Raw genomic sequence first — 17,788 nt, 5'->3', positions numbered from 1 at the left:
GCATTTCGTCCTCTGAATGCGGACGCGCGTGAAGGCCTCCTTCCCTCGGCTGAGCCGAGGGAAGGAGGCCTTCACGCGCGATACGAGGAACTACCGGCCCGAGCGCTCCTTCTTGGCGCGCGCCGACCGGGTGCAGACCTCACCGACGTCGACCGTCTGGCCGCGGTCGATGTAGACGTCCGCCAGCCCGACGAGCTTGCCCTTCGGCGACGTACAGGTCAGCTGGTACGCCTCCTTGGGACCGTAGGTCGGCGGGATCGGCGACTGGAACGACACACCGCCGGTCCAATCGTCCACAGTGGACGGGTTCGCCTGCGAGTAGTTGACCAGCACGGCCCGGTAGTCCCCGGCGGGCGGGTCGTACAGGATCGCGTGCTCTTCCGTGGTCCCGCCGTTCGCCGACGACGACACCATGTTGCCCGCGGCGTCGAAGACGTACAGGTCCCAGTCGGTGTCCTGGCTGGCCCACTTCACGTCGACGCTGAACTTCCCGTTGTCGACCTTGGGGAGCCCGTCCACGTGGAACGTGAAGCTCTCCGAAGCCGGGTCGGTCGGGTAGTTCGTGTTGATCGCCGGGACCCCGGGCGGGTTGGCGACCTGGATCGCCGCCTGCGCCGGCCCCTGCGGTTCGCGACCGTAGCGGCCCGCGACGTAGGGACGGGTCGACGGGTTGATCGACCACGCGAACCGGCCACCGGTCGACGACAGCGACGAGTTCAGGTCGTCGGTCACGTAGATCGGCGGCTTCGTCGAGCCGTCCGGCTGCACCACCGGGGAGGTCGGCGTCTGGAAGGTCTTGTGCAGCTTCAGCTGGTAGCCCTTCGGCGCCGTTCCGATCAGCGTCGAATGCGCCGCCGGGTCGGCGGCGTTGGCCATCATGTCGATGAAGGCCGCACGGTTACCGCCCTTGCCGGCACCGGCCGCGGGGGCGACGCCGGTGTACTCGGCGACGACACCGGTCTCGAACGGCGGGTGGAACTCCGTGTTGCCGATCTCGAAGGTGAAGCCCCAGCCACCGGTGGCCCAGTACGACCAGTCCTCGGTCGAGCCCGTCGTGTCGTAGAGCGCCCACGACGGCTGGCTGGTGTATCCGTTGCGCGAGGCCATCTTGTCGCCGAGCGCCTTGTACGCCGGCTCGTCGAGCGGCGGGCGGACGGCGGCGACACCCGGGACACGCAGCACCAGGTTCGAGAAGGTGTGCAGCGTGATCAGGTTGGTCACCTGGCGGTTCGACACGATCGAGCGGATGTTCTGCGTCTCGGGCTCGGAGAACGGGCCGGAGCCGCGGAACGTGTCGCTGCGCCACAGGGTCGACGCGCCGGCGCCGCCCCAGAAGCCCGCGTAGTTGCGGTTCGGGTCGGTGCCGCGTTCACGGCCGCCGGGGTTGGCCTTGCAGACGCCGGTCGCGAACTCCTTGGGCGAGTCGTTGACGTTGCAGTTCTTGCGCTTCATCTCGTAGTCGAACCGCGAGAAGTCGCCCTTGGGCTCGGCCTCACGGGAGATTTCGAAGCCGTCGGGGTTGACGATCGGCACGATGATGTTGCGCGTCCGGCCGACCAGACCGCGGATCTCGGGGTTGTTGCCGGTGTAGCCCTTGACCAGTTCGTGGGCCCATTCCATGGCGTGCTCGCCCGCCGGCCACTCACGGGCGTGGTGCACGCCCATGGTGAAGTTGACGGGTTTGCCGTCGGCGATGTTCTTGACGTCGGTCGCGATCTCGAGACCGACGACGTCACGGCCTTCCCAGGTCGGCTGCGGCAGCGTGAACGCCGTGGCGATCTTGGGGTTCTTGCGGGCCAGTTCCTTGACCTCGAACTGGTAGTCGTAGAGGTGCCGGTAGCTCGTGCGCCCGGACGGCAGGGTGGAGCCCGGCGTCTTCGCGGCGTACTCGCGGTCGGTCTTGGCGTTCTGGATCGACCGCGCCGAAAGGTCTCCGTCGACCACCTTCGACTTGAAGCCGTTGTCCGCCAGTGTCTTGCGGTCGGCGTCGTTGGCGAGGACGACCTCGACGCCGGTGGCGTCGGCCTTCTCCGTGACGTCCAGGCCGAGCCGGAGGAGCTTGTCCTTGTCCTGCTTGGCGGGCGTCTCGACCCGGACCAGTTCGGCGCGCTGCGGCGCGGGCGCGGCGCCGGTCGGGGTCCCCTGCGGCGTGAGCGCGAGGAAGTCGACCCCCAGAACCGCGTCGCGCGTCCGGCCGTCGTACCGGCAGGTCTGCACGACCAGTTTCTGGTCCTTCTTCACGAAGCCTTCGGCGAGCTCGTGGCTGCGCAACGCGGCGGACGCGGCGACCACGGCGCCGGTGGCCTTGTCGAAGACCGCGAGGTCCCAGTCGCCTTCGGTGCCGCCGCGCGGCGCCAGGCGCGCCTGCAGCAGACCGTCTACTGTGGACGTGAACTCGCGCCGATCGGTGCCGGACGTACCCGGCTTCTGCAGCGCGGCGAAACAGGAACGCGGCACGGCCTGATCGGCCCGCACCACGTTGTCCGCGGCCCCCGCCGTCGTGGCCGACGGAAGTGCCACGAAGGCCCCGGCGAGTACCAGGGTCGCCGCGCTCCATCCCGCTCTTCGCCGGTTTGGTGAATACCCCACAGACTGACCTCCTTGGACAGTCCGGTGACCGGGTGAGGTCACCGGTAGCGAGACCCTAGACCCGCGACCCCGCCGGAGGGACCCGCCACAAGTCGTCTACACCTCTTTCGGCCCAACGATCTCACCGTCCGTGCCGGAACGATCACCGGCACGCGCACCGTAGAATGGGACTTTCCTGTCGATTCCGACAGGTCGGCCTAAGAAAACCTTCAGGTTGGGTGGTTACCTTTCAACCATGACGACGTCCCAGGTCACCGCCAGGTCACCACTGGCCCTGCTGGCCGCCGTGGTCTCCGTCGCCGGCGGAGCGCTGCTGATCCTGTTGCTGCAGGTCCTTCCCGCCACCAGCGACATCAGCCCGGTCCGCCGCACCATCAGCGAGTACGCGCTCAGCGAGAACAAGTGGATCTTCGACGTCGCGGTCCTGCTGGTCGCGTTCGGCTCGGCGATCGGCTTCGGCGCGCTGATCCGCCGCAAGCACCTTCCGGCGCTGTCCGCGGCATCGGTCTTCTGCGCGCTCTGGACGGTGAGCCTGGTGGTGATCGTGGCGTTCCCCAAGAACAACTGGGCGATCGGGCCGAGCACCGGCGGGACGGTGCACCGGATCGCGAGCGTCGTCGCCTTCGTCTGCCTGCCGCTGGCCGTGTGGTTCGCGGCGAAAGCCGTCTTCCCCTCCTCCCCCGCGCGGCGCGCCGTGACCCGGGTGCTCGCGGTGGCGGCCCTGGCCTGGTTCGGCGTGATCCTCGGGGCGATCGTGGTCTCGATGAACGGCGGCGAGCCCTGGTGGCGGGCGATCCCCCTCGGGCTGGTCGAACGCGCGATGGCGCTGACCGGACTGGTCGCGCTGGCGTCGCTGCTCATCCCCGCGCGCGTGGTCACCGCACCGGTGACCGAGCAGGCCGAAGCCCTGGAGATCGCGTCCTGACCGCCGAACGCCTCGCCCGCGCCTGGGACGAAGCCGCCGACGGCTACGAGGCCTACTACGTCCCGCGGTTCGCGCCCTGGGTTTCGGCGGCGGTGCACGCCCTGCCCTAGGCGCTGCCAGAGGGCCCTGTCCTCGTTCCCTGCTGCGGGACCTTCCCGGAGCTCGACGTGCACCGGGCAGCTGCCCGGCCGCGAGATCGTCGGCATCGACCTGTCCGCGGGGATAGCCGCGAGGGCCAGGAACCGGGCCGCGGGCAACCCGCTCGTCCGTGTCGTCGAGGGCGACGCCTCGGAACTCGACCAGGGCTCGGCCGCCGCGATCGTCTCGGTCTTCGGCCTCCAGCAACTCCCGGAACCCGACACCGCTCTCCGGTCCTGGACCCGCGCCCTGCGCCCCGGCGGGGTGCTCTCGGTCGTCTATTGGCCGCACAGCACCGAATCGGGCGGGGCCTTCACGGTGCTGTCCGAGGTGCTCCGGGAACACGTCCCGGCCGGTGACCGCTCTTGGGAAGAACGGCTCGTCCCCGCGTTGGAGGGCGCCACGCTCGAACGGGACGAGGTCCTGTCGTTCCCGATTGTCCACCCCGACGCGGACACGTTCTTCACCGCGCACACCCGTTCAGGGCCGATGCGGCCGCTCGCGGACGCGCGCGGTGAAGAGTTCATCGCCGTGCTGCGCGAGGAATTCCTGCGAAGGGCGCCGGAAGGGGAATGGCGGCACCGTCCGTCTGCCCGGCATATCGTGGCACGGGCGTGATCTCGACGGCGTCGTCGTCGGCGTCCTTGCGCAAGCGCGCCGTGCACACCGAAAGGTGCACCACGTTGGCACGTTTGTGGTGGCGGTACACGTGGACGTCGGTGGCGAAGCACGCCGCGGCCAGCAGTGCCCGCCGCTGCTCGATACGCTCGTAGCCGACCCCCGCCGGGCAGAACACGGTGACCTCGACCTCGTCGCCGCGCGGTTTGGTCCACAGGATCACCGGCAGCTTGCCATCCAGGGTGCACACCCGGGCGCGGGCGAATCCGGTCCGCAGCCGGTGCTGCACGACGATCGAGCGCAGCCGGTCGCGGAGGAACCGCCGCGCCGATTTCCAGTAGAACAGCCAATTCGCGACGCCGAACAGCACGACCGCGCCCCAGATCGGGCCGGCCGCCTGGAAAAGCGAGAACAGCGCGTACGGGAGGACGAGGAGCGCGCCGATCTCGTACCGCCAGTGGTAAAGCGCGGTGATCGGGTTGGGCCTCCTGACCACCGTGATTTCCCTGGCCAGCTCGGCGATCGCCTGGGGTTCCTGCCAACGGCTCATGACCTTCCTCCTGTCCGTCCGGCGGTTTGCTCGGCGGCCACGGCCGCCGCGGGAATGGAGCGGACGACACCGGCACCGGCGCAGTCCGGGCAAACGGCGTCCTCGTAGGGCCACCACCCCGTGCCTCCGCACGGTTCGCACGCGTGCACGGTGTCCCAGCGTGGGTCGCGGTAGACGCGGCGCCTGCTGTTCGGCACCCGGGTCACCTGCCAGCCACGAGCGGCCGCTCTCGAGTCCTCGCCGGACGCGAAAAGCCATTCGTGGAAGCGTTCGAGAAGTCGATCGAACCAAGATCGGGGCGCTGCCGTGTGGTTCTCGTGGTGGGACATGAGGTTCACCCCCGATGCGGCGAAGCACTGACGCGGGTCGGCACACACGACGCCTACTCCGGCATTCGTGTGGCCCGCAGGCGACGCGAACCGAAACGGATGCACAGCGTTACGATCAGATGGCTGACAGCATCCGCTCTTCGGTCGTGCCCTGTCCGGACCGGCCCTCTCGGCCGGGCGGGTCACGTACCCCAGGACCAGGAAGAACAGGCCCGGACTCGGCTACTCGCACGTTGTGACACGACATTGACCGACGCGCCAGCGCGGTCCGATTCGCTTGCTGTACTCTCCCCGTTGTGTGCACGTTCAGTCACCGCCCTACTTTGCCTACTAAAGGTAGGTAAGCCTGTGTCTAGTGCCTACATGAAGCCTACATCGGCCGGACGGCGGCCGGTAAGCCCCGATGCGGAAACCGTTACCGCGTCGGGAGTCGGACGTGAGCTGCGGCGACTGCGCAAGGCCGCCGGGGAAACCCAGGCGGAAACCGCCCGGATCATCGGGGTGACCAGGGCGAACCTGACCCAGTGGGAGACCGGCAAATACCTGCCGTCAACCCATAACGCCCGCCAGCTCGACGACCACTTCCGCGCTGCGAACGCGCTGTTCACCCTGGTCGAGGCGGCCCGTTCGCCGCAGGAACACACCGCCCCGCCCCTTGTCGCCGACGCCGGCGTGGTCGACACTTCGCGGTCGCTGCTGCAGGTGTTCCACACCGTCGGCGCCAAACTCGCCGAGCGCCTGATCCGCGACGAGCACGGGAAACCGCTGGGCTGGCGACAGAACCTGCAGAAGAAGACTCCGCCGACAGTGCTGAGTACCGCATACGGGATCAGCACGATGTTGTTGGTAGGCGACACCTACCTCGACCTACATCCCCTGGCCGAAAAACTCCACAGCCGACGCTCCGAATTCGGCTGGCGAGGACGGCCGGAAGGCAGGTGGCCCGAGACCACGGCGGCGGTTGTGGACGCGCTCTTCCGCATGGGCACCACGCTTTCCGCTGATGACGGGTTGGAGCTCCTGGAGCATTCACTGGACCCGTTCAGCACGACCCGCCCCTACCTGCTGGCCACGACCCTGCAGGCGGCGGTGCGACTACGACCCGACGCCCGGCTGACCGATCGGCTGATCGACGATCTCCTGGCCACCAGGCTCGTTTTCAACGGCATCCGGCTGTGGCCGGAGAAGAACGAAGCCGGGCTTGTGGCACCCGAGCCGTCCGTGGCGCACACCGCACGGGCCATCGTGGTGCTACGCGACGTGCTGCGGAACCGCACCGATCGCCACGATGCCCAAGAAGCGGCCGACGAAGCCACACAATGGCTCGTCGACCACACCCATCCGGATGACGGCGTGGCCGAAGACCTCGAAAAGCCTCGTCCCGACGGTGACGGAACGGCCCGGATCATCATCCGGCACTTCACCTCCGCCTGGGTCGTCCAAGCACTGGCCACCGCCCCTCTTCTGCCACTCCCCCGGCTCAACCGCGCGCTCGGAACCCTCTGGGAGCGTTACGACGCCGATCAGGGCCTGTGGGCTTGGGGCAGCGGAGACCTGCCGATTTGGCAGACGCTGGACGCCGTCACGGCCCTCCGCTCGGCAGCACTCGCCGTGGCCGCACCCCCGCTCAGCCCTCCAGGAACTTCAGGTACGACTCCATGACCGACAATCCACCGTCGTCCAGTCCAGCCGACTCGGCCGGAGCACACGCGTTCGTTCAGGCCGTCACGGAATCACGGCCCGCCACCGGCATCGTGAGCCTGCCTTGGCTCCGCCGCGCGGCCCACCGGGTCCAGGACGATCCCGGCACATTCCTTGCCTGGCTGGAAGAGATTCTCCGCAACGAAGAAGCCGTTCGCGAAGCCGCCAAGCGCTCCTACTGGCACCCCAACGGGTTCGCCAAGATGGTGCTGCTCTCCTCTGCCGACTTCCGGATCCGGCTCCACGTCTGGCCGGAAGCCACGGAACCGTCGCGCGGCGAATCCAATCCGCACAGTCATCGATGGGAATTCGCTTCGACCGTCGTCACCGGCGAAGGCATGCACATGGTCGAGTACGGCGAAGCCGACGAAGGCGGCGAGGTCCACACCAGGTACTGGTACGGCGCTGATCCCGCCGACCCCGCGGCATTGCGACGCGACGGACAGGCTCGCCTCAGGAAACTGCGGACCCCGCATGTGCGACGCGGGCAGGTCTACACCTGCGACACCGACGTCGTGCACACCGTCCGGCCGATTGACGCGGGCCTCACCGCGACACTGGTCTTTCAGGGACCCCATCTGTCGGCTAAAACCGTCGTCTACTGCCTGCCTGGCCAGACAGACGACCAGCCCAATGGCGAGATGAGCGAAGAGGAATTCAGCCTTCTCGTCAAATCCGTCGTCGCCGCCCTAGCCGAACGAGTCTCCTCATGACCACGGTCCAGCCCGCCTCATCGAGCAGGCTCTCCAAGCTCCGCCTCGGAAACCGGCGATTCGACCGCGGCGTTCTCACCGACAGAGAGATCAGAAGGGCGCTGCTGGACGGCGATCTTTCCGTCACACCCTTCGACGACTCGCTCATCCGGCCCGCGGCGATCAGTCTGCGACTGGGCAAGGAAGCCTTCAGCCTGGTATCCACCGGCGCGGTCGACATCGCCGACCGCGCCACCTACCCCGACCTCGTGCCGAAGGACTTGGACGACCAGGGCCGGTTGCGAGTGGAACCCGGCGAAGTCGTTCTCGCTCCGACGATGGAACGCATCGGGCTCTCGGGCCGCCTGGCGGGTCTTGTCGATGGGACCAGCGATTACGCCCGCCTCGGGATCAGCGTCGTTCTGTGCGGTCAGGTCAGCCCCGGCTTTGGCCGCAGCAACGGCGCGGTCCTGACCCTGGAGATAGTCAATCACCTGCGGCATGCCGTTCTGCTGCATCCAGGTGCCAGAATCTGCAACGTGATGCTGTTCGCTTCCACTGGAAGCGAGGAACCGTATGACCGGATTCCACACAACTATTCGAACGATCATTTCGTCATGCCTTCCCGGCTTGCCGAGCGAATCGAAAGCACACACAATTCCAGGAACTAGTCAGTTCATCCTCCTGGCGGGCAGACAGGCGAAATAGCCGCATCTATGCTGTAGCGAGTCCGCCCACCAGGAGGAGGCCTCGTGGGAACTCTTGACAGATCAGAACTGCGCATAGCCCAAGACCTTCAGCAGGTCGGGATGACCCGTCCGGCGGCGATGTTGGCCGTCGTGATGGCGACACGCGGATACGACCGTCCGGAGCGAGATCTGGCGGAAATCGTCCGCCATTACCCCGGGCTTGAGTCCGTCGCCGAGGCACGGTTGGCGATTCAAGACCTGCTACACCGAAAATGGCTCACTCAAACCGTCATTCACGGCGTGGCCGTTACGGGACGAGTTTCACATCTGGCACAGCTGATCGCGACCCATCTGGGAGACCAGAGCGTCGCCGACAGACTGCTGGCGATCCGCGTAACGCTCGAGCCCTATATCAAGGTTCTCGGCCCCATGGAGAACTCCTCGATATTTCACTCTTATCTGGACCTTCTCCGGTCAGCGCGAAGCGAGATCTGCCTACCGATGCTGGTGACGCCTCCCTACGAAGAGACCGTGCGGGCGCTTCGCGAACGTGCCGAGGCCGGCGTGAGAATACGCATATTGCTCGCCGCGCCGACACTGGCGGTGAAATGGAGAAGCGAAACCATGCGATCCATTTCGAGGGAGCGGATCACCGCATGGGTACGAGAGTTCCGCAATCACCCGACGGTTGAAATTCGCCTGAGCAGGACTGCGGAGGACATGGAACTCGCCACCTGCTTCTCCGTGGACGGCGAAATCGTGAGATTCGACATATACGACCCTTACCGGCAACGAAGTCTCGAAGGCGTCATGATCGAGGTCGCAGCACCACAGGGGATGCTGCCGAACTTTGTCAGAATATTTCTCAGACTCTTCGAAGAAGCGTGGTCGAACTCCGCACACGTTTCCCTGCCCGCCAGATTACTCTGGTCTCTCCGAAAACAGTGGAAAGCCTGGCTTGCCGTCACCTTTCTCCTTTGCGCATTCATCCCGGCGCCGATACCGCACTGGTCGGAGATTCTCATCGGAATCAGCTGTGGAATCGTTGCCCCTTTGCTCGTCGAAGGGATACCACGAATGAAAAAGTTGGTTCGAAAATGGCGGGACCGATGATCGGCGGCCATGAAGTTGTCCGTACCCATCGGTCGATCATTAGCGGCGTTGAACTGGACGACGGCGAGTCTTGGGAAGGGATCGCGCCGGAGTGGTTCCCGCCCAGTTCGTCGCACGGCGGTGAACTGCCGCGACTGATCACCGAGGTGCTGGGCAAGCGGGCGAGCTGACCCGCGCCTCGCGAGTGGCGATTGTTAGAACCCGAAGGCTGTCTCAGCTGCCTACTGAATGTGGGTGTCAGTTGGCCGAAGGTCCGTGAAGGCCTCCTTCCCTACCCTGAAGGTAGGGAAGGAGGCCTTCACGGACTTCTCGATCGTCACCCACGGCTCGGCAACACCACCAGCCCCAGCAGCCACAGCGGCGGAGCGTGGAAGGCCCCTTTCCTCGGCTCAGCCGAGGAAAGGGGCCCTCCACACCTTCCCCAAGTGCGGCGGCACGGTCAGACCGGCCAGGACATGGGCTCTTCGGCGCAAGTGTGACACCTCCGTGTGCTTGCGGAAGCACAGGTCGGCGCGCCCGACGTCGGGACGATCAGCTCGCCGGGAGTGGCCGTTCGAGCACCCGTGATTACGATCACAGCGAGACTCCTGGCCTGACATCTCTACAAACCAACTGCTTAGTACGGCAGACTCGACGGCACTTCCACTCGACGACGAGGAGAACACCCGTGACCGAACACCCCTCCCGTGTAGCGATCGTCACCGGCGCCGGCCGCGGCATCGGGGCGGCCGTGGCCAAGCGGCTCGCTTCCGACGGATTCGCCGTCGGCCTGCTGGACCTCGACGAGGCCGGTGTCAAACAAGGGGCGGAAGCGATCGTCGCCGAGGGCGGCAAGGCCGTCGGTGTCGCGCTGGACGTCAACGACGCCGCGCAGGTCGAAGCCGCGGTGACCCGGGTGGCCGAGGAACTCGGCGCGCCGACCGTGCTGATCAACAACGCCGGCATCACCCGCGACAACCTGCTGTTCAAGATGACCGAACAGGACTGGGACTCGGTGCTGGGCGTGCACCTCAAGGGTTCGTTCCTGATGACCCGCGAGGTGCAGAAGTACCAGACGCAGGAGAAGTGGGGCCGTATCGTCAACCTGTCCAGCACCTCGGCGCTGGGCAACCGCGGCCAGGTCAACTACTCCGCCGCCAAGGCCGGCATGCAGGGCTTCACCAAGACCCTCGCGATCGAACTGGGCAAGTTCAACGTCACCGCGAACGCCATCGCCCCCGGGTTCATCGCCACCGACATGACCGCGGCGACCGCCGAGCGGCTCGGCATGTCGTTCGAGGACTTCAAGGCGGCGGCCGCGTCGCAGATCCCGGTGCAGCGCGTCGGCACCCCCGACGACATCGCCAACCTCGCGTCGTTCCTGGTGAGCGACGGCGCCGGATTCATCTCCGGTCAGGTCATCTACGTCGCCGGCGGACCGAAGGACTGAGCCATGCGCGAATTCGCCTCCCTGCAGGAGTTCGAGAACGCCGTCGGCGAGCACTTCGGCTACAGCGACTGGCTGACGCTCACCCAGGAACGGGTGAATCTGTTCGCCGACGCCACCGACGACCACCAGTGGATCCACGTCGACGTCGAGAAGGCCGCCGAAGGCCCGTTCGGGGCGCCGATCGCCCACGGTTTCCTGACGCTGTCGCTCATTTCGGGCTTCGTCGGCAAGCTTTACCGGGTCAACGGGCTCAAGATGGGCATCAACTACGGCCTGAACAAGGTCCGGTTCCCCCAGCCGGTCAAGGTCGGCGCGAAGATCCGGGCGGGTGCCGAGCTGGTCGAGGTCACCGACGTCGCCGGCGGCAAGCAGGCCGTCGTCCGGTGGACGATCGAAATCGACGGCGAGCCCAAACCGGCGTGCGTCGCGGAAATGGTCGTCCGCCTGATCGCCTGAGAGAGTGACCTCCGGCACCTCGCCGGACCAGCCCTACCTGACATACCGACTGGTCGGTACTGTTATCGGAAAGCGAGACGCTGGAGGCACCATGAACCAGTCCGACCTGCCGGGCCTCGACCTGGCCAGGCTCAAGGCCCATCTGGACGAGCACCGGCCGGGTCTCGTCCAGGGCGACCTGAGCGGCCAGGTCGTGGAGGGGGGCCGGTCGAATCTCACCTACATCGTGGGTGACGGCCGGTCCCGCTGGGTGGTCCGCCGCCCGCCGCTGGGCCACGTCCTGCCGACGGCGCACGACATGGGCCGCGAGTACCGGGTGATCTCCGGCCTGCACGGCACGGCCGTCCCGGTGCCGGAAACGGTGCTGCTGTGCGAGGACACCGACGTCATCGGCTCGCGCTTCTACGTGATGGAGTTCGTGGAGGGCACGCCCTTCCGTTCGGACACCGAGCTGGCCGCGCTGGGTCCCGCCCGCACCAAGGCGATCGCGGACGAGCTGGTCGACACCCTGGTCGCGCTGCACGCCGTCGAGCCGGAATCGGTGGGCCTGGGCGACTTCGGCCGTCCCGAGGGCTTCCTCGAACGCCAGTTGCGGCGCTGGAAGAAGCAGCTCGACGGCAATCGCAGCCGCGACCTGCCGGGCGTCGACGAACTGCACGACCGGCTCGCCTCGTCGGTGCCGGAATCGGGCGAACCGTCGATCGTCCACGGCGACTACCGGCTGGACAACGTGCTGGTGAACGCCGACGACCGGATCACCGCGGTGCTGGACTGGGAGATGTCCACCCTCGGCGACCCGCTGACCGACCTCGCGCTGCTGGTGGCCTACGCCGAACGCGACAAGGTCTCCCTGCAGTTCGTGTCCAACGCCAGTTCGGCGCCGGGCTACCCGCGCAACGACGAGGTCATCGCGCGGTACGCCGAACGTTCCGGCCGCGATGTCTCCCGGCTCGACTGGTACGTGAGCTTCGCGTTCTTCAAGCTCGCGGTGATCCTGGAAGGCATCCACCTCCGCTACAGCAAGGGACAGACCGTCGGCGCCGGATTCGACGGCATCGGCTCGGGCGTCGTTCCCCTGATCGCGCACGGCATCGAAACGCTCAAGGAAGAGGGATAGGGATGGACTTCGCCTTCGACGCGAAAACCGAGGAACTGCGGGGAAAACTCCTCGAGTTCATGGATTCGCACATCTATCCGGCCGAGGCCGTCTTCGAGCGGCAGCTGGCCGAGCGCGACAGCGAGTGGTCGCAGCCGCCGATCGTCGAGGAACTCAAGGCCGAAGCCCGCAAACGCGGGCTGTGGAACTTCTTCCTCCCCGGTGACCACGGCGCGGGCCTGACGAACCTGCAGTACGCGCCGCTGGCCGAGATCACCGGCCGCAGTCTCCGGCTCGCGCCCACCGCGGTGAACTGCGCGGCACCGGACACCGGGAACATGGAAGTGCTCACCATGTTCGGCACCGACCAGCAGAAGAAGCAGTGGCTGCAACCGTTGCTGGACGGCGAGATCCGGTCCGCGTTCGCGATGACCGAGCCCGACGTCGCCTCTTCCGACGCGCGCAACATCGCCACCAGCATCCGGCGTGAGGGCGACGAATACGTCATCAACGGCCGCAAGTGGTACATCTCCGGGGCGATGAACCCGAACTGCAAGATCTTCATCGTGATGGGCAAAACCGATCCGGACGCGCCCGCGCACAAGCAGCAGAGCATGATCCTGGTCCCCCGCGACACCCCCGGCATGACCGTGAAACGCGGTATGCACGTGTTCGGCTACACCGACGGGGACCACGGCGGCCACGCCGAAGTGCTCTTCGAGGACGTCCGTGTGCCGGCGGAGAACCTCATCGCCGGCGAGGGCGACGGGTTCGCCATCGCGCAGGCGCGCCTCGGGCCCGGGCGGATCCACCACTGCATGCGCGCCATCGGGATGGCCGAGCGCGCGCTGGAACTGATGTGCCGCCGGGCGCTCTCGCGCGAGACCTTCGGCAAGCCGATCGCCGAACAGGGCGTGGTTCAGGACTGGATCGCCGAGGCGCGGGTCAAGATCGAGCAGCAGCGGCTGCTGGTCCTGAAGACCGCGTGGCTGATGGACACCGTCGGCAACCAGGGCGCGCACACCGAGATCCAGGCGATCAAGATCTCCACCCCGATCACCGTCGAGTGGATCCTCGACAAGGCCGTGCAGTTGTTCGGCGCGGGCGGGGTCAGCCAGGACTTCCCGGTCGCCGAGATGTGGGCGCAGGTGCGGACACTGCGCCTGGCCGACGGCCCGGACGAGGTGCACAAGCGCTCGCTGGCGCACCGTGAGCTGAAGAAGTACCGCGGGGAGGCTTCGAAGTGACCACTGTGGACGATCTCAAACGGCGTGTGGCCGAGTTGCTGGCCGCGTATCCGCCGGAAAGCACGCCGCGCCAGGACTTCCTCGACGCGCGGTTCGACGCCGGGCTGGCGTGGATCCACTTCCCCGAAGGCCTTGGCGGGCTGAACGCGCCCCGCTCCCTTCAGTCCGTTGTCGACAAAGAGCTCGCCGCGGCGGGCGCGCCGGACAACGACAAACGGCGGATCGGCATCGGTCTCGGCATGGCCGCGCCGACGATCCTCGCCTTCGGCACGCCGGAACAGCACCAGCGTTTCCTGCGTCCACTGTGGACCGAACGCGAGGTGTGGTGCCAGCTGTTCAGCGAGCCCGGCGCCGGCTCCGACCTGGCCGCGCTGGGCACCCGCGCGGTACGCGACGGCGACGACTGGGTGGTCACCGGCCAGAAGGTCTGGACGTCGGGCGCGCACAAGTCGCAGTGGGCCATCCTGGTCACCCGCACCGATCCCGATGTGCCGAAACACCGTGGCATGACGTACTTCCTGTGCGACATGACCGCGCCGGGCGTCGAGGTCCGGCCGCTGCGGCAGATCACCGGGGAGGCCGAATTCAACGAGGTCTTCCTCAGCGAGGTCCGCATTCCCGACGCGCACCGCCTCGGCGCGGTCGGTGAGGGCTGGAAGGTCGCGCAGACCACGCTGATGAACGAGCGGGTCGCGATCGGCGGGACCGAGTTCCCGCGTGACGGCGGCATGGTCGGCGTCGTCGCGGAAGTCTGGCGGGAGCGCCCGGAGCTGCGCACGTCCGAACTGCACGACAGGCTGCTGAAGCTGTGGGTGGAAGGCGAAAGCCTGCGCCTGGTGAGCTCACGGCTGCGGCAGCAGCTCGCCGCGGGCGCGCCGGGGCCGGAGGGTTCCGCGGTCAAGGTCGCGTTCTCCGAGCTGAACCAGGCCGCGTCCGGGCTGGAGATCGAGCTGCTCGGCGAAGACGGTCTGCGCTACGACGACTGGACGATGCGCCGCCCCGACGGCGTGAACTTCCTCGGCCGCGAAGCCGGCTATCGCTATCTGCGCGCGAAGGGGAACTCCATCGAGGGCGGCACCTCGGAGGTCCTGCGCAACATCATCGCCGAGCGTGTGCTGGGGCTGCCGTCCGAGCCGCGGATCGACAAGGACGTCGCCTGGAAGGACCTGCCCCGATGAGCGACCTGCTGTACTCCGAGGTCGAAGAGGACCTTCGCGCCAGCGTCCGCGACCTGTTCAAGGACCGCGCGGAACCGGCGGCCCTGATCACCAGGACCGAGACGGCGGAACCGTACGACCTGAAGCTGTGGCGCACGCTCGCCGCCGACCTCGGCGCGGCGGGTCTCGCCGTCCCGGAGGCACTGGGCGGGCACGGCGCTTCGGCGCGGGAAGTCGCCGTCGTGATGGAGGAGCTCGGGCGCAGTGTCGCCCCGGTCCCCTATCTCGGCAGCGCCGTCCTGGCGACGTCGGCCCTGCTGGCGACCGACACGGCACAGGCGGAAGTGACCGAACGGCTCGGGAAACTGGCCGCGGGCACGCTCATCGGCGCGCTGGCCGTGCCGCTGTCGACCGCGCCCGGCGCCGAGTTCCCCTCGGCGGTCACCGCGGCGGCCGACGGCACGCTCAGCGGCCGGGTCCGCAGCGTCGTCGACGCTTCGGTGGCCGAACTGCTCGTCGTCCCGGCGGTGGGACCCGACGGCCCCGGCCTGTACACGGTCGACGTGGCGTCGGCGGGTGTCACGGTCACCGAGGCGATCTCCCTCGACCTCACCCGGCGCATCGCCGACGTGACCTTGGAGAACGCGGCCGCGAAACGCGTCGCCGACGCCTCGACGGCGACGTCCGCGCTCGACACGGCACTCGTCACCGCGGCGGGATTGCTAGCCTCGGAACAGCTGGGGATCGCCGAGTGGGCGCTGACCGAAACGGTGCGCTATCTCAAGGAGCGCTACCAGTTCGGCCGTCAGGTCGGCTCCTTCCAGTCGCTGAAGCACCGGCTGGCGAACCTGTACACGGATCTCGTCAACGCCAGGGCCACCGCGCGGTACGCCGCCGACTGCCTGGCCTCCGGTGACGACATCGCGATCGCCGTCGCAGTGGCGCAGGCCCGCAACTCCCCCATCGCCGTCCACGCGGCCGAAGAGGCGATCCAGCTGCACGGCGGGATCGGCATGACCTGGGAGCACCCCGCGCACCTGTACCTGAAGCGCGCGAAGAGCGACGAGATCGCCTTGGGCACTCCTGGACGGCATCGCGCGGCTCTCGCGCCGCTGATCGACTTGCCGGCCTGATCCACCCGGCGGGGTCCGCCCGGAAAGGGTCGGACCCCGCCGAGCGGCTGGGCGCTACTCCGGCCGCAATGCGGCCAGCAGGAGATCGGCGAAGTGGTCGCCGATCTGGCGGGCCGAAAGCGCGCCGCCACGCCGGTACCACGAACCGAGGTGGTGCACCGAGCCGAAGAAGAAGTCGACGATCACGTCGGCCGGTTTGTCCCCGCGGAATTCGCCGGACTCCTGGCCTTCCTCGATCAGCGTGCGGAACCGCTCGTGGTACTTGCGGCGTTCCGCGCGGACGGCCTTCTGCTTCTCCACGCTGAGCTGGTGCATGGACTGCATGAAGATCGTGTTGTCGTCGAGGTTGTCGATCGTGCTGACGATGACGTCCGAGGCGGCGGAACGCAGCCGCTCCCGCAGCGGCGCCTCGCTCGAGGCCACCTTTTCCAGCTGCTCGGTCTGCGAGCGCAGCACCCGGGCGTAGATCTCGTAGAGAAGGTCGTCCTTGGAGCCGAAGTAGTGGTACATCGCGCCCTTGGTGACGCCGGCCGCCTCGACGATCTCCTGCACGGAGGTGCGGTCGAAACCCTTCTTGGCGAAGAGCTTCGTGGCGTGCGACAGCAGACGGCGCGGGACGGCGGCCTGGTCTTCGCCGCCTGCCTCGGCCTTCCGGGTGGTCGCTCGTGTCATGACCGGCTCCTTCTCGTGCGAACACTCAGCATACCGGCCGGTTTGTCGACGCACGGGAAAAGGGGACTCGAGATCGCGTGATCAGGCACGTGACTCGCGTGATGGGATGCCGCACTCGGTGTTCCGCCGCCGATCACGCGAGTTTCGGCTTCGATCACGCGAGTGCGGTGCCGCGTCTCGTGAGTGGCGATTCGGGTTAGAACCCGAATCGCCACTCACGACCACCCCGCCCGAAAGCTGACCGCAGGCCCCAGCACGAACGCGGTCAATACCCGCCCGCATGCTCGAAGAACCGACGCGGATTGTCGACCAGCATCGTCGTTATGTCCTTTTCGGAAACCCCCGACTCCCGCAAGGCGGGCAGCACGTCACGGGTGATGTGGAGGAAATGCCAGTTGGGCGCCACGGCCGCCATCTTGTCCTGCTCGAACCAGTCGATGAAGCAGGAGGCGTCATGGGAGAGGACCATGCTCCCGGCGTAGCCGCGCTCGCACAGCGCCGCGACCGTGGCGACCCGTTCGTCGAACGACAGCAACGGGTCGAGCCCGAACCGGTCCATCCCCAGCAGCGATCCCTTGTCGGCGATCTCGGTGAGGTAGTCGAGGTCGGTGGTGTCGCCGCTGTGGCCGATGAGGACCCTGTCCAAGTCGACGCCTTCGGAGGCGAAGACGGCCTGCTGTTCGAGGCCGCGCCGGGTGGGCGCGTGGGTGTGGGTCATGATCGGCGCGCCGGTCTCCCGGTGCGCCTTCGCGACCGCGCGCAGGACACGTTCGACGCCGGGGGTGACGCCGGGTTCGTCGGTCGCGCATTTCAGCAGGGCCGCCTTCACACCGGTGCCGGCAATCCCGTCCACGATGTCGCCGGTGAAGAGGCCGACCAGCGGATCTTCGCCGTCGTCGAAGATGAGCCCCGGTCCGCGATGGTGCAGGTAGTGCGGGACGTCGTTGTAGGTGTAGAGCCCGGTCGCGACGATGATCCGGAGGTCGGTTTCGGCCGCGACCCGCTGAACGCGCGGGATGTAGCGGCCGAGCCCGATCACGGTGGGGTCGACGATGGTGTCGATCCCGGCGGCCTTCAGTTCGTCGAGCCGGCGGATCGCGTCGGCGACGTGTTCGTCTTCGCGGAATCCGTCGTGCTCGGGATGGTTCGCCATGAACTCGGGACTGAGCACGAACAGGTGCTCGTGCATGAGCACCCGGCCCAGCTCGCCGGTGTCGACGGGCCCGCGGACGGTTTCGACCTGCGCCATCCCGC

Annotated in this window: 17 protein-coding genes; 13 read left to right on the top strand and 4 right to left on the bottom strand. The window is 67.5% G+C overall.

Going from position 1 to position 17,788, the window contains the following annotated elements:
* Positions 1-90: 90 nt before the first annotated feature.
* Positions 91-2,589: a M14 family zinc carboxypeptidase gene (locus tag ED92_RS30020; RefSeq protein ID WP_052120923.1), complete on the bottom strand. Its 2,499-nt coding sequence runs from the start codon at positions 2,587-2,589 to the stop codon at positions 91-93.
* A 235-nt stretch (positions 2,590-2,824) separates the two neighbouring features.
* On the opposite strand from ED92_RS30020, the gene ED92_RS30015 reads away from it, so the two are divergent.
* Positions 2,825-3,514 carry a DUF998 domain-containing protein gene (locus tag ED92_RS30015; protein WP_037344145.1) on the top strand — a complete coding sequence of 230 codons (690 nt, stop codon included), beginning with the start codon at positions 2,825-2,827 and terminating at the stop codon, positions 3,512-3,514.
* Between the two features lie 126 nt (positions 3,515-3,640).
* Positions 3,641-4,270, top strand: coding sequence for a class I SAM-dependent methyltransferase (locus ED92_RS43840; RefSeq protein WP_200882764.1), 630 nt, complete (start codon positions 3,641-3,643; stop codon positions 4,268-4,270).
* Here the strand turns inward: ED92_RS43840 and ED92_RS30010 are convergent.
* The gene (locus ED92_RS30010) at positions 4,176-4,820 is read right to left on the bottom strand and encodes a hypothetical protein (RefSeq protein WP_037344143.1); all 645 of its coding nucleotides are present in this window, start codon (positions 4,818-4,820) and stop codon (positions 4,176-4,178) included. The two genes, ED92_RS43840 and ED92_RS30010, sit on opposite strands and share 95 nt — an antisense overlap.
* A 692-nt stretch (positions 4,821-5,512) precedes the next feature.
* Here ED92_RS30010 and ED92_RS30005 point away from each other — a divergent pair.
* The 11 genes from ED92_RS30005 (at position 5,513) to ED92_RS29955 (ending at position 15,862) form a co-directional block, all read left to right on the top strand.
* Positions 5,513-6,811, top strand: coding sequence for a helix-turn-helix transcriptional regulator (locus ED92_RS30005; RefSeq protein ID WP_052120921.1), 1,299 nt, complete (start codon positions 5,513-5,515; stop codon positions 6,809-6,811).
* Complete coding sequence (locus ED92_RS30000; protein ID WP_037344141.1) at positions 6,808-7,563, top strand: hypothetical protein; 756 nt, start codon at positions 6,808-6,810, stop codon at positions 7,561-7,563. Before ED92_RS30005 ends, ED92_RS30000 begins: the two co-directional genes overlap by 4 nt.
* Positions 7,560-8,213 (top strand): dCTP deaminase, encoded by a 654-nt coding sequence (dcd, locus tag ED92_RS29995; protein WP_037344140.1) that lies wholly within the window; start codon positions 7,560-7,562, stop codon positions 8,211-8,213. The genes ED92_RS30000 and dcd overlap by 4 nt, the downstream gene beginning before the upstream one ends.
* An 81-nt stretch (positions 8,214-8,294) precedes the next feature.
* Positions 8,295-9,344 (top strand): hypothetical protein, encoded by a 1,050-nt coding sequence (locus tag ED92_RS29990; protein WP_037344138.1) that lies wholly within the window; start codon positions 8,295-8,297, stop codon positions 9,342-9,344.
* Positions 9,329-9,514, top strand: coding sequence for a hypothetical protein (locus ED92_RS29985; protein WP_037344137.1), 186 nt, complete (start codon positions 9,329-9,331; stop codon positions 9,512-9,514). The genes ED92_RS29990 and ED92_RS29985 overlap by 16 nt, the downstream gene beginning before the upstream one ends.
* 497 nt (positions 9,515-10,011) lie before the next feature.
* The gene (fabG, locus tag ED92_RS29980) at positions 10,012-10,773 is read left to right on the top strand and encodes a 3-oxoacyl-ACP reductase FabG (RefSeq protein ID WP_037344135.1); all 762 of its coding nucleotides are present in this window, start codon (positions 10,012-10,014) and stop codon (positions 10,771-10,773) included.
* A gap of 3 nt (positions 10,774-10,776) precedes the next feature.
* Positions 10,777-11,229: a MaoC family dehydratase gene (locus ED92_RS29975; protein ID WP_037344134.1), complete on the top strand. Its 453-nt coding sequence runs from the start codon at positions 10,777-10,779 to the stop codon at positions 11,227-11,229.
* Between the two features lie 91 nt (positions 11,230-11,320).
* Positions 11,321-12,346, top strand: coding sequence for a phosphotransferase family protein (locus ED92_RS29970; RefSeq protein ID WP_037344132.1), 1,026 nt, complete (start codon positions 11,321-11,323; stop codon positions 12,344-12,346).
* Positions 12,347-12,348: 2 nt separating this feature from the next.
* The gene (locus tag ED92_RS29965; protein ID WP_037344131.1) at positions 12,349-13,572 is read left to right on the top strand and encodes an acyl-CoA dehydrogenase family protein; all 1,224 of its coding nucleotides are present in this window, start codon (positions 12,349-12,351) and stop codon (positions 13,570-13,572) included.
* The gene (locus ED92_RS29960) at positions 13,569-14,750 is read left to right on the top strand and encodes an acyl-CoA dehydrogenase family protein (RefSeq protein WP_037344129.1); all 1,182 of its coding nucleotides are present in this window, start codon (positions 13,569-13,571) and stop codon (positions 14,748-14,750) included. Before ED92_RS29965 ends, ED92_RS29960 begins: the two co-directional genes overlap by 4 nt.
* Positions 14,747-15,862, top strand: a complete 1,116-nt coding sequence (locus ED92_RS29955; RefSeq protein ID WP_037344128.1) for an acyl-CoA dehydrogenase family protein — start codon at positions 14,747-14,749, stop codon at positions 15,860-15,862. Before ED92_RS29960 ends, ED92_RS29955 begins: the two co-directional genes overlap by 4 nt.
* Positions 15,863-15,916: 54 nt before the next feature.
* On the opposite strand, the gene ED92_RS29950 is transcribed toward ED92_RS29955, so the two are convergent.
* A complete protein-coding gene (locus ED92_RS29950) occupies positions 15,917-16,534 on the bottom strand; it encodes a TetR/AcrR family transcriptional regulator (RefSeq protein WP_016333237.1) in 618 nt (205 codons plus the stop codon).
* A gap of 265 nt (positions 16,535-16,799) precedes the next feature.
* Positions 16,800-17,783, bottom strand: a complete 984-nt coding sequence (locus ED92_RS29945) for a phosphotriesterase (protein WP_037344127.1) — start codon at positions 17,781-17,783, stop codon at positions 16,800-16,802.
* Positions 17,784-17,788 lie beyond the last annotated feature (5 nt).

It is taken from the genome of Amycolatopsis sp. MJM2582 (assembly GCF_000754115.1).
In the GTDB taxonomy this organism is placed as follows: Bacteria; Actinomycetota; Actinomycetes; order Mycobacteriales; family Pseudonocardiaceae; genus Amycolatopsis; species Amycolatopsis japonica.
Note: the sequence above shows the minus strand (reverse complement) of the source record. Positions and strands in the feature narration are given on the sequence as shown.